At 67.3% G+C, this 11,099-nt stretch carries 11 protein-coding genes, 1 pseudogene and 1 riboswitch; of the genes and pseudogenes, 7 read left to right on the forward strand and 5 right to left on the reverse strand.

All coding sequences use genetic code 11. The features are described from left to right. Nucleotides 1-54 precede the first annotated feature (54 nt). From ACZ5PP_RS00150 to ACZ5PP_RS00165, 4 genes are all read right to left on the reverse strand, one after another. The gene (locus ACZ5PP_RS00150; RefSeq protein WP_464826562.1) at nt 55-762 is read right to left on the reverse strand and encodes a hypothetical protein; all 708 of its coding nucleotides are present in this window, start codon (nt 760-762) and stop codon (nt 55-57) included. A gap of 14 nt (nt 763-776) precedes the next feature. Further along, complete coding sequence (locus ACZ5PP_RS00155) at nt 777-983, reverse strand: hypothetical protein (RefSeq protein WP_464826563.1); 207 nt, start codon at nt 981-983, stop codon at nt 777-779. Nucleotides 984-1,164: 181 nt separating this feature from the next. Next, complete coding sequence (locus ACZ5PP_RS00160) at nt 1,165-1,740, reverse strand: hypothetical protein (RefSeq protein ID WP_464826564.1); 576 nt, start codon at nt 1,738-1,740, stop codon at nt 1,165-1,167. A gap of 27 nt (nt 1,741-1,767) precedes the next feature. Then, nucleotides 1,768-1,935, reverse strand: a complete 168-nt coding sequence (locus tag ACZ5PP_RS00165; protein ID WP_464826565.1) for a hypothetical protein — start codon at nt 1,933-1,935, stop codon at nt 1,768-1,770. A gap of 181 nt (nt 1,936-2,116) precedes the next feature. Then, nucleotides 2,117-2,195, reverse strand: a riboswitch (SAM riboswitch). A gap of 145 nt (nt 2,196-2,340) precedes the next feature. On the opposite strand from ACZ5PP_RS00165, the gene ACZ5PP_RS00170 reads away from it, so the two are divergent. Together ACZ5PP_RS00170 and arfB are read left to right on the forward strand one after the other, a co-directional pair. Further along, nucleotides 2,341-2,952 (forward strand): 3'-5' exonuclease, encoded by a 612-nt coding sequence (locus ACZ5PP_RS00170; protein WP_464827073.1) that lies wholly within the window; start codon nt 2,341-2,343, stop codon nt 2,950-2,952. A gap of 37 nt (nt 2,953-2,989) precedes the next feature. After that, nucleotides 2,990-3,394: an alternative ribosome rescue aminoacyl-tRNA hydrolase ArfB gene (gene arfB / locus ACZ5PP_RS00175; protein ID WP_464826566.1), complete on the forward strand. Its 405-nt coding sequence runs from the start codon at nt 2,990-2,992 to the stop codon at nt 3,392-3,394. A 36-nt stretch (nt 3,395-3,430) separates the two neighbouring features. On the opposite strand, the pseudogene ACZ5PP_RS00180 reads toward arfB, so the two are convergent. After that, nucleotides 3,431-3,795, reverse strand: a pseudogene (locus tag ACZ5PP_RS00180) (hypothetical protein). Nucleotides 3,796-3,891: 96 nt separating this feature from the next. On the opposite strand from ACZ5PP_RS00180, the gene ACZ5PP_RS00185 reads away from it, so the two are divergent. From ACZ5PP_RS00185 to ACZ5PP_RS00205, 5 genes are all read left to right on the forward strand, one after another. Beyond that, a complete protein-coding gene (locus ACZ5PP_RS00185) occupies nt 3,892-4,380 on the forward strand; it encodes a helix-turn-helix domain-containing protein (protein WP_464826567.1) in 489 nt (162 codons plus the stop codon). Further along, nucleotides 4,377-6,902: a VIT domain-containing protein gene (locus ACZ5PP_RS00190; protein WP_464826568.1), complete on the forward strand. Its 2,526-nt coding sequence runs from the start codon at nt 4,377-4,379 to the stop codon at nt 6,900-6,902. Before ACZ5PP_RS00185 ends, ACZ5PP_RS00190 begins: the two co-directional genes overlap by 4 nt. 27 nt (nt 6,903-6,929) lie before the next feature. Beyond that, a complete protein-coding gene (locus ACZ5PP_RS00195) occupies nt 6,930-8,126 on the forward strand; it encodes an RtcB family protein (protein WP_464826569.1) in 1,197 nt (398 codons plus the stop codon). Nucleotides 8,127-8,525: 399 nt separating this feature from the next. After that, nucleotides 8,526-8,996 carry a hypothetical protein gene (locus tag ACZ5PP_RS00200; protein WP_464826570.1) on the forward strand — a complete coding sequence of 157 codons (471 nt, stop codon included), beginning with the start codon at nt 8,526-8,528 and terminating at the stop codon, nt 8,994-8,996. Nucleotides 8,997-9,328: 332 nt separating this feature from the next. Further along, nucleotides 9,329-11,029: an L-lactate permease gene (locus ACZ5PP_RS00205; protein WP_004303509.1), complete on the forward strand. Its 1,701-nt coding sequence runs from the start codon at nt 9,329-9,331 to the stop codon at nt 11,027-11,029. The last annotated feature ends 70 nt before the right edge of the window (nt 11,030-11,099 follow it).

The raw sequence follows: 11,099 nt of genomic DNA on the forward strand, positions 1-11,099 counted from the left end.
CTCCTAGCCCTGCCTGCTTCCCGCCGGCACGGGCCGATGCCGGCGGGCGTTCGATTACACGACGGGCTTGCGGTCGTAGCGCACGATGTCTTCGCCGTCATAGACGAAGCGGATCATCCAGCCGCGTTCAGCGGCGATACGGTTTGCCTCCTCGACGCCGGTGTGCAGCTCAGCGGCGAAGTAGCTGCTGCCGGGGCAGTCGCCCTCGATCACGACGATGCCGAGCGCATCCATCAACTCCGGGTCTTCGCGTAGGAAATGGTCGTACGCCGCCCCCTGGGCGTCGCCGGTCTTGTAGTAGTGCTCCCACTCCTGGCAGGGGTCGGGCGCTTCGGAGAGCCAGTCGTCGATGATCCTGTCGATGCTGGTCCGAGCTGTGCCGCTGGCCTGCTGGCACCACTCGAGCCAATCCCCTTCGACCCGCTCTTCGAGCGTCGCCTCGTCAAGCGCGGGATCCTCCTCGAGCAGGTGCTCGCGGTAGAGCGCCTGGATGGGGTCGTAGAGGTCGTAATGACTCTCGAGCATCGAGGCATCGACGTCGCTTGTGTAGGTGAAGCCATAGGCGTCGTAGCGCGTGGTGGGCTCCTCGAAGTTGGCGTATGAGAGCGTGCGGAATTCGCTGACCTCGAACAGATCCCAAGTCTTCGCGGCTTCGGTCCAGGCCGTGTCGACCTCGGCATCGGACGCGGTGGCCAGATCCAGGGGCAGGGCGATCGAGGCGCCGAACGAGGCCAGCGCCGTGAGGAAAGTGCGGCGATCCAAGGCGGTCTCCTTTCTCAAGCTGCAGCGGTGCCGACCGAGGTGCGGATGAGTGCCTCGGAGGCAGCCAGAATAGCCGTGAGTTCGTCGTCCGCCGGCGTTGCCGCAGCGCCGTCACGGCGCCACTGCCACTGCTGGCCGGACTGCTCGACGTGGTAGCCGTGCTTGGAGAGGTAGAGCCGGATCAGTCGCTGAACGGTCTTGATTGCTTTGTCGCGGGACATGTTCGCCTCCTGAAGGAGAAGCGCCCTGTTTAGCGGTATGCGTTTAACGTCCCCCGCAAGTGGGGCTAAATCGGGGACGGGCTGCTGTTGCAGCATGGGTAAAAGACTACCGGGCGGGCGGAGGCTTGGGGAGAAATTCCCCGCAAACTGCACCCGCCCCGCCCGGGGTCATCTCCCAGCGCTAACGCGCGAGGACGATGTCGGACTCGTGCCGGGACGCTTCGGCATTCGCCTTCGCCAGCGCGTCCTGCCATTCGCGGAAGAAGCGTTCGCCGAGCAGGTGACGAGCGAGCACCGCGCGAAGGTAATCGGAGAGCGGCTGCCTTGTGGCGTCGGCCAGATCCTGCAACGCGAGCTTGAGCCGCTCGGGGAGGAAGAGCTTGAGATCCTCCGTCGCTTTGCCCAGGTGGCGGGCGTTGATCTCGCGCGGGGTCGGCTCCTCTTCGGTGCTGCGGCGGCGGACGGAGTATCTCACCTCGACCTTCTCCATCTCCTTGAGCCGGGCGTTCATTCGACGCTGCAGATGCGCGAGCTCCACCCAGCCGAAGACGTGCTCGAAGAGGATCCAGCGCAGCACGTCGGGGCGACTCGCGTCGTGCTGGTCGCACAGCACATCGATGGCAGCGACCAGCTTCTCGGGAAGCCAGAGCTTGATCGACACCGGATTGGTGCTGAAGTCTTCGTACGCGAGCGCGCTGGGGCTGATCTCGCTCACATCGCCCATGAAGCGGGAGCCACGGGATGCATAGGGCCACATGATGATCTTCTCCTCGTGTGACCGGGCTCAACGCCAGCCGAGCCAACTTGGGCGGATCGGCAGGGGCTCGCTCGACGCTTGGCCCAAAGGCGTGCTTGTCTGCGCAAGCGGGAAGGGATTGGGGACGAACTTGCCGAGCGCCTCGCGCTGGCTGGGGGTCAGGCGCCGGTCGCCCGTGGATTGCGTGCTGATCATGGTGATGCCCCTCGCCCCCTGTTGAGCCGGCGTGACCGGCCTCGCGGGGGCGAAGAGGCGGTGACGCTTTAGCCGGTATTTGTCATCCGCCCCGGCAAGTTGTCGTTAATGCCGGCGGTTGGGCGCTGGGCGCCCGTGAGGTGCTGCAAAAAAACAAAAGACCCGATGGCCATGCAGGCTCAGCGGGTCTTGTCAGGCCGCTTTAGCTGCATTTATTACGCGCCCGCAAGCTGTGATCTCAAATCGGCGCGATGGCCGGATTAGAGCGGAGAGGCATTGGGGCTGTCAAGGCGGAGGCAGTCAGGCGAAGTCAGTCGTTGGGCCCTGGCCGCCCCGCCTATAATCCCGTCCGGTCATCAAGGTGCGCAGGGCCCATGCGCCACGACCCGGAGGAAGGTGTCGAGCATGGAAGCAGTGGCAGTCATCGATTTCGAGACCACGGGGTTGTCGCCCGCGCAGGGCGATCGCGCCACGGAGATCGCAGCGGTCATCGTGGAGGGCGGTCGTGTGGTCGACCGCTACCAGAGCCTGATGAACGCGGGCGTGCGGATTCCCGCCTACATCGAGGCGCTGACCGGGATCACGAACGCCATGGTCCGCAGCGCACCTTTGGCGGGCGAGGTCATGCGCGACGTCTCCGATTTTGTCGGCGACATGCCGATCGTCGCCCACAACGCTTCGTTCGACGCCAAGTTCTGGGACGCGGAGCTCGCGCGCATCCAGCGCAGCAGGAAGCAGGATTTCGTGTGCTCGCTGCTGCTGTCCCGACGCCTCCTGCCGCTCGCGCCCAGCCACAAGCTGGGCGCCCTGGTCGAGTACGCCCGCTTGCCGGTCGCCGGGCGTTACCACCGTGCCCTGGCCGATGCCGAGATGGCTGCGAGCCTGCTGCTGCGGCTCGAGGATGAACTGCGGCTCCGGCATCAGGTGCCCAGGGTGTCGGTCGAGCTACTGCGGCAGATCCAGCGCGCGTCGAAGGCGCAGCTGCCCAGATGCCTGGCCGTTGCGCGGGGAGGCTGAGGCGCGCGCCACGACGCGCGCGCAGGCACGCCCAGCGATGACGATCCACTTCACCCTCTCGCCCGACGAAATCGAGATCACCGCAATCCGCGCCCAGGGCGCGGGCGGGCAGAACGTCAACAAGGTATCGAACGCGGTGCACCTGCGCTTCGACATCGCCGCGTCGGGCCTGCCCGAGGAGATCCGCACACGACTGCTTGCCCTGCACGACCACCGCATCAGCCAGGAAGGCGTGGTGATCATCAAGGCGCAGAAGTTTCGCAGCCTGGAGAAGAACCGCGCCGAGGCGCTGCGCCGCCTTGAAGAACTGATCGAGCGGGTCGCAGCGCCCCCGAAGGCGCGTCGTGCGACGAAACCCACCCGGGCGTCGGTTACCCGCAGGCTGGAGGGCAAGGCGCGGCGGGCGTCGATCAAGGCCGGGCGCGGAAAGGTCAGCGACTGACGCGTCGGGCGTCTAAGGCTCAGTCGGCGTCCCGCATCAGTCGGCGTCCAGCAGGCGTGCGCACTCGTCCATCATCGAGCGCGCCAGGTCCGAGTCGTAGTTCGGATCGAGTGCCTCCATCATCTCGTGCGCCGTATAGACCCCGCCTCCCGTGACAGCGAGCCGGCGATCTGGCGCGCCAGCCCGTCGCTGAGCGCGGAGAGCTGGCGGCGGTCGGCCAGCGGCAGCGTGCGCTCGCTGCGGCGCAGCCAGTCGGCGATGAAGCTCGCGCCCTGCGCTTCGGTCAGCCACTGGCCATGCTCGTAGTAGATCGACAGGCGCTCGGCCGTCAGCGCGAAGATCAGCGCGGCGCGCGTTCCCGTGCTGTCTGCGGGCGGAGTGGCGCGGGGTGGAGTAGGCATGGCGATTCGGCGGGGTGCGGTGAAGAGACACCCCGATGCTATCAGTCCACTGTCAGTATTAAACGACATTTGCGCTGTATGAATAAAGGTGGCTTAATGGCTGCCATGAACTCCGAAGCCTCCCCAAGCTACCCGCTGGCCGAGCTGGCCGTGCTCGCGGATCTGCCGCCCCGCACGGTGCGCTACTACGTGCAGATCGGCCTGGTCGACCGACCCGAGGGCGAGACCCGGGCGGCCCGCTACGGTGCCCGGCATCTCGAGCAACTGCTGCAGATCCGCAAATGGACCGCTGCCGGCGTCTCGCTCGAGCGCATCCGCGAGTTGCTCCACGGTGCGCCGCCGCCGGTGCCGCCGCGTGAGCGCGCCATCGGCAGCGTGTCGGTGTGCAGCCATCTGACGGTGGCCGAGGGGGTCGAGGTGGTGATCGATCCGCAGCGCGCGGGCCTGAGTCCCGAGGCGGTGCGGCAGTTCATCCAGGGCGTGATGGCCGCCTTCGAGGCGGTGCAGGGGCAAGGCGGGGCGGCGTCGCAGGGCGCTGCCGCGCACAACGCGGACAAGAACGACCGACAGGCGGGAGAACCATGATGCAGCAACAATCGGCACGACTCGAGACGCGCGCGGGTGAGGCACTGACGCTGCAGGGCGTGCGCTTCACCGGCACCTTGCGCGGCACGCTCTTCGAAGCGGATCTCCAACAGCGCTTTGCCAACCCCTTCGAGCGCCATGTCGAGCTCGTCTACAGCTTCCCGCTGCCCTGGGCGGCGGTGCTCCTCGGGGTGGAGGTGCGGATTGGCGAGCGCTGCCTGTCCGGAGCGGTCATCGAGAAGAAGCAGGCCGAGCAGGGCTACGAGGACGCGCTAGCCGAGGGCAACACCGCCATCCTGCTCGAGCAGAATGTCGATGGCAGCTACACGCTGAACCTGGGCAACCTCGCGCCCGGGGAAACCTGTGTGGTGCGGCTGCGCTACGCCCAGGTGCTGCAGTTCGAGCAGCATGGCCTGCGCCTAGTGGTGCCCACGGTGATCGCCCCGCGCTACGGCGACCCGGTGGCCGATGCCGGCCTGAAGCCACATCAGGTGGTCGAGCACGACCTTATGGCCGTCCATCCGTTCGAGCTCACCTTGCGCATCGAAGGCGAGCTCGCGCGGGCGCGCATCGGCTCGCCGAGTCATCCGTTGTCGATGCGGCTCGAAGGAGAGGGGGAGACGGCGGCGATGCTCGTATCGCTCGGTCGTGGCGGGGCACTCGATCGCGACTTCATCCTGGTGCTCGACGAGGTCGCGCAGGATTCGCTTGCGCTGTGCGCGCACGACACCCTCGATGAGGGCGCGGTGAATGTGCTGGCGAGCTTCTGCCCGCGTGTGCCGGCAGCGGCCCATCCGCTCGCGGTGAAGATCCTCGTGGATTGCTCCGGCTCGATGCAGGGCGACAGCATCGCCGCCGCGCGCCGTGCGCTGCAGGCCATCATCGCCGGCCTGCGCGAGGGCGAGCGCTTCTCGCTGTCACGCTTTGGCGGCACGGTCGAGCATCGCTCGCGTGCCTTGTGGCGCACCAGCGCCGCCACCCGCCTGGCGGGACAGCGCTGGGCGATGCAGTTGCAGGCCGATCTTGGGGGCACCGAGATGGAGAACGCGCTGGCATCCACGCTGGCCCTGGCCGGAGATGCCGAACCGAGCCCTGGGACGGAGGAGGGGGCCGCAGCGGTCGATCTGCTGTTGATCACCGATGGCCAGATCCACGCCATCGATCGCACGGTGAAGCAGGCGCGAGCACTCGGCCATCGGATCTTCGTGGTCGGCATTGGCAGCGCGCCGGCCGAGGGCGTATTGCGGCGGCTGGCCGAGGAGACGGGCGGCGCCTGCGACTTCGTCGCGCCCGGCGAGGCCGTGGAGCCGGCGGTGCTGCGCATGTTCGCGCGCCTGCGCTCGCAGCGCATGGACGCCCTGCAGCTGGTGTGGCCGACGGGTGCCGCGCCGGTGTGGATGAGCCCGCTGCCCGGCTCGGTCTTCGATGGCGACGCAGTCACGGTGTGGGCGCGCTTCGCGCAGGTACCGCATGGGTGCGTGCCGGATCAGCCGGTGCGTCTTGTCGGCCGGATGGCGCAGGAGGACGCGCCCGTAGCGCTGGGTGAGGCATCCCTGAGCGCCGTCGAGCCGCATGCCGTGCTGGGCCGCATGGCGGTGGCCGCGCAGGTCGAGCAGCTCCTCGCCGGCGAAGGGACGCAGTCACTCCGGGCACCCGAAGCGCTCGCGCTGGCCGTCGCGTATCAACTGGTCAGTCCGCTGACGCACTTCCTGCTGGTCGAGGTGCGTGCCGAAGCCGACAAGCCCGAGGACATGCCCGATCTCGTGAAGGCCCCCGCGATGCTGCCTGCTGGCTTTGGCGGGTTGGGAAGCGTGGATCTGCTTTACATCGAGCCCAACATGGCGCCGCTCACGGTGAATGACACACCCACCGCGTATGGCGCGCCGGAAGCGGCGGGCTTCGGGTCGTTCGACATGAACGCGCTCGATGCGCCGGCCGTGATGCGCTCGGGTACGCGCGTGCTGCGCAGCGAAAGGCGAACACAGGCCTCCACCTACGATATCCCGGCATTCCTGCGACGCGGTGCGGACCGGGCAGCGGATGAGCCGCCGCGCGACGATCCGCGTTACTGGTCTGCCGAGCCTCATTACAGCGGCCTCACACCGCTGGGCCTGGCGCACTGGCTGCGCAGCCATGCCCAGGCCGAATGGCCGCGCACGTATGCGGCGCTACGCAGGATCGGTGTCGGCACGGCGGTGCTCGACTGGCTGGAGTTCGTCCTGGCCGACGGGGAGGATGAGGCACGGGTGGTCAGCTGCTTCGTCGAGGCGATGGCGCAGCGTGAATTGCATGACGCGCTGCGCTCGACCAACGGCATGCTCGGACGGCTCAAGGCGCTGACCCAACGGGTGAGGCCGACCGCTGCGCCTGAGTCCCGACAGACTGATGTGGCCACCGAGTCGCTCGCGGCGCGCCTGCGGGTGTTCGTCAGCACGCTCCAGGCGGAAGCCTGGCCCGACTGCGTCTTTGCGCTCCGGGACGCGGCCTCGGCGCGCGAACGGTCGGGTGTCGGCGTTGAATAGCGCTAGGGGAGCCACGAGGAGGCAGCCATGCCTGTGAAGACCGTCCTGAACGGCAGCACCGTGCCGGTCAGGGTCTGGACCGACGACATCGACGAGGGCTCGAAGGCGCAGCTCGCCAACCTCGCCAGCCTGCCCTTCATCCACCACCACGTCGCCGCCATGCCCGACGTGCATCTGGGCATCGGCGCGACCATCGGCTCGGTGATCGCCACCCACGAGGCGATCATCCCGGCGGCGGTGGGCGTCGACATCGGCTGCGGCATGGTCGCGGCGCGTCTGTCGCTCACCGCCAACGACATCGACGAGAAGCGGCTGAAGAAGGTCTTCGATCAGATTACGCGCGATGTGCCCGTCGGCCGTGACCAGCATGCCGACGGTCGCGTGCTCGTCGATGCGGTGCGCCCCTTCGAGCCCGGCCTCAAGGCCCTGACCGATCGTCACCCGCAGCTGCTCAAGGCCTTCGGCAGGTTCTCCAAGTGGGCCAACCAGATGGGCACGCTGGGCGGGGGGAATCACTTCATCGAGGTCTGCCTGGATGAGAAGCGCCGGGTGTGGGTGATGCTGCACTCGGGCAGCCGGGGGATCGGCAACGCCATCGCGACCTACTTCATCGAGCTCGCCAGGAAGGACATGGAACGGCACATGATCCACCTGCCCGACCGCGACCTGGCCTACTTCCGCGAGGGCAGCCCGCATTTCGACGACTACGTCGAGGCCGTGCACTGGGCGCAGGACTATGCGATGGCCAACCGCCAGGCGATGCTCGAGCTCGTGCTCGCAGGGCTGGCGCGCCACCTGCCGCCCTTTACCGTGACTACCGAGGCGGTGAACTGCCACCACAACTACGTCGCCCGCGAGCACCACTTCGGCGCCGACGTGTGGGTGACCAGAAAGGGCGCGATCCGCGCAGGGGAGGGCGAGCTCGGCATCGTCCCCGGCAGCATGGGCGCGCGCGGCTACATCGTGCGCGGCAGGGGGAACGCGGAGAGCTTCTGTTCCAGTGCGCACGGCGCTGGCCGGCGTATGAGCCGCACGGCGGCGACCAAGCTCTTCACCGAAGCCGACCTCGCGCGCCAGACCGAGGGCGTGATCTGCCGCAAGGACAAGGGCGTGGTGGACGAGATCCCCGGCGCGTACAAGGACATCGACACCGTGATGGCCAACCAGTCGGACCTGACCGAGGTGCTGCACACGCTGAAGCAGGTGGTGTGCGTGAAAGGGTAGGGGGCGCAACAGATGGCAGGGGAACGGGTTCGAGCCGTCATGGACCACGGCTGGCCGTGCTGTGCGAAAGACAGGCTCACTTCCTGAGCCTGTCGCGCATTACAGTCACCGCACTACATCCAGCACGGAGTGCTCATGCGGCCCGCCCGATGCGCAGCGGCACAAAAGCTCCTGGCGCGAGCGGAAGGAGCGGTACCTCGCTCACCTGCGTGTGGCGGAAGGCGAGGGCATTCTCGTCTCTGCGTGCGACAAGCTGGCCAACCTGCAGGCGATCCTGTTTGATCTGACTGAAATCGGTGAGTCCGTTTGGGCGCGCTTCAGCGGAGGGAAGGGTGGATCGCTGTGGTACTACACGGCGTTAGTCGATGCATTTGGCGGACGGGTACCGGCCGCAATGGGATGTCGACGATTGGCTACGCACGACTCATCAGCCGACTCTGTCTGGCCGTCCGACCGCTGGCGAAGCCGGCGCAGATCAGCGGTTCGGTCAATCGGCGTGTGGACTCGGCCGACCGCGTGCTTCTTCCTTGCGGCGTTGCCATCGAGGGCACGCTGGTCGGGCACCTCGAGTTTGCCCTGCGCCATGAAGGCGTGAATCTTGACGTCATCGACGCCCTGTTCGAGCACCTCACGCCGGAGGACTTGCTGGCCAGGTTGAACGCGGCGCCCAACGGCGCGCACATCCGGCGGGCGTGCCATCTCTGGGAGTGGCGGACGGAGCCGAGAACTGCAGGCAGCTGCCTTGCCGATGGGAGGCTACGTCGACCTGTTTCCTGCCCGATGACTACGTCACCGCCGGGCAGCCCACCAACGACCGTCGATTCCGCGTGCGCAACCATGCACTGGGGACGGCCGATTTCTCCCCGGTGATGCGGTGCGCGGCAGTAACGAGCGCGCGCGCGATGAGGGCGCGACCCCTGCGGCGCATGGAGCGCAGCGCGCCGAAAAGGCCCCGCATGGCCGTTGGATCGAGCTCTCATGTTTGCATCGATAAATCTGATGATTTCCATTGACACGCCTTCCGGGCTCCCTTAGTCTGGTGCAACTTCTGGCCAAGTGGTAAGACCACTGAGCCAGAAAACGGAAGCGCACGACATCCTGATTTCATGAAATGCATTCGAGAGGGGAAGGGACAATGACGGTTGGTTCGATGTTCAAGGCTGCGCGCGTGATGCGCGCGCCGGCCTGAGGGGGAGATTCCGATGCAGCCTGGTACGCTCGCATTCCTCGCCTTTTCTCCGATCCTGCTCGCCGCGGTGCTGCTGGTGGGCCTGCGCTGGCCCGCCAAGCGCGCGATGCCGGTCGTCTATTTCCTCACTGCGGGCATCGGCCTGTATGTGTGGGAGATGAGCCTGAACCGCGTGCTCGCCTCGACCCTGCAGGGGCTGGTGATCACGATCGGGGTGCTGTGGATCATCTTCGGCGCCATCCTGCTGCTCAACACCCTGAAGTACTCGGGCGGGATCACCGCGATCCGCGCGGGCTTCGCCAAGATCAGCCCCGACCGCCGCATCCAGGCGATCATCATCGGCTGGCTGTTCGGCTGCTTCATCGAGGGCGCCTCGGGCTTCGGCACGCCGGCGGCGATCGCCGCGCCGCTGCTGGTGGCGATCGGCTTCCCGGCGCTGGCGGCGGTGCTGCTCGGCATGCTGGTGCAGAGCACGCCGGTGTCCTTCGGTGCCGTGGGCACGCCGATCATCATCGGCGTCAATAGCGGCCTCGACAGTGCGACGATCGGCGCGCAGCTCGCCGCCAGGGGCTCGAGCTGGGACGTCTTCCTGCAGGTGATCACCAGCAACGTGGCGATCATCCATGCCATGGTCGGCACCGTCATTCCGCTGATCATGGTCATGATGCTGACGCGCTTCTTCGGCCGCGAGAAGAGCTGGAAGGCTGGCTTCGAGGTGCTGCCCTTCGCGATCTTCGCGGGTCTGGCCTTCACCGTCCCGTACGCCTTCACCGGCGTCTTCCTGGGGCCTGAGTTCCCCTCGCTGCTCGGCGGCCTGGTCGGCCTGGCCCTCGTCACCACCGCGGCGCGTTTCGGTTTCCTGGTGCCGAAGAAGACCTGGGACTTTGCCGACCCGAAGGAGTGGCCGAGCGAGTGGATGGGCAGCGTCGAGATGAAGCTCGATCAGCTCCCGCGTCACCAGCCGATCAGCATCTTCCGCGCCTGGCTGCCCTATGTGCTGGTGGGCGCGCTGCTCGTGCTGAGCCGCGTGTTCCCCGAGATCGGCGGGGCGATGAAGTCGGTGGTGATCGTGTTCGCCGACATCCTCGGCGAGAAGGGCATCAAGGCGGACTTCCAGCCGCTCTACCTGCCCGGCGGCATCCTGGTGGCGGTGGTGCTGATCACCGTGTTCCTGCATGGCATGCACGCGCGCTCGCTGGTGAAGGCGGTGGGCGAGTCCTCGCGCGTGCTGCTCGGCGCCGGCTTCGTGCTGCTGTTCACCGTGCCGATGGTGCGCATCCTGATCAACTCGGGGGTGAACGCCGCCGACCTGCCCAGCATGCCGATCGCGATGGCGAAGTGGGTGGCCGACAGCGTGGGCAACGTGTATCCGCTGCTGGCACCGTCGGTGGGCGCGCTCGGTGCCTTCATCGCCGGCTCGAACACGGTCAGCAACATGATGCTGAGCCAGTTCCAGTTCGGCGTGGCGACCTCGCTCGGCATCTCCACGGCGATGGTCGTGGCGGTGCAGGCGATCGGCGCGGCCGCCGGCAACATGGTGGCGATCCACAACGTCGTGGCGGCCTCGGCCACGGTGGGTCTGCTCGGCCGCGAGGGCGCGATCCTGCGCAAGACCTTCTGGCCGACGGTGTACTACGTGCTGATGACCGGCACGGTGGCGATGATCGCGATCTACGTCCTCGGGGTGTCCGATCCGCTGCTCGCCGCGAGCTGAGTCCTGCGCGGAGGGGCGCATCGGCGTCCCCCGCGCATCCGTCCTTCCTGCCGTCGCGGCCCGGCCGCGG

The organism is Thauera sp. DNT-1 (assembly GCF_055393985.1).

What these genes read in the sequence shown, in the direction of transcription:
- ACZ5PP_RS00155 (WP_464826563.1), bottom strand. Translation starts at nt 983, where the DNA reads ATGTCCCGCGACAAAGCAATCAAGACCGTTCAGCGACTGATCCGGCTC.
- ACZ5PP_RS00160 (WP_464826564.1), bottom strand. Translation starts at nt 1,740, where the DNA reads ATGTGGCCCTATGCATCCCGTGGCTCCCGCTTCATGGGCGATGTGAGC.
- ACZ5PP_RS00165 (WP_464826565.1), bottom strand. Translation starts at nt 1,935, where the DNA reads ATGATCAGCACGCAATCCACGGGCGACCGGCGCCTGACCCCCAGCCAG.
- ACZ5PP_RS00170 (WP_464827073.1), top strand. Translation starts at nt 2,341, where the DNA reads ATGGAAGCAGTGGCAGTCATCGATTTCGAGACCACGGGGTTGTCGCCC.
- arfB (WP_464826566.1), top strand. Translation starts at nt 2,990, where the DNA reads ATGACGATCCACTTCACCCTCTCGCCCGACGAAATCGAGATCACCGCA.
- ACZ5PP_RS00185 (WP_464826567.1), top strand. Translation starts at nt 3,892, where the DNA reads ATGGCTGCCATGAACTCCGAAGCCTCCCCAAGCTACCCGCTGGCCGAG.
- ACZ5PP_RS00190 (WP_464826568.1), top strand. Translation starts at nt 4,377, where the DNA reads ATGATGCAGCAACAATCGGCACGACTCGAGACGCGCGCGGGTGAGGCA.
- ACZ5PP_RS00195 (WP_464826569.1), top strand. Translation starts at nt 6,930, where the DNA reads ATGCCTGTGAAGACCGTCCTGAACGGCAGCACCGTGCCGGTCAGGGTC.
- ACZ5PP_RS00200 (WP_464826570.1), top strand. Translation starts at nt 8,526, where the DNA reads ATGTCGACGATTGGCTACGCACGACTCATCAGCCGACTCTGTCTGGCC.
- ACZ5PP_RS00205 (WP_004303509.1), top strand. Translation starts at nt 9,329, where the DNA reads ATGCAGCCTGGTACGCTCGCATTCCTCGCCTTTTCTCCGATCCTGCTC.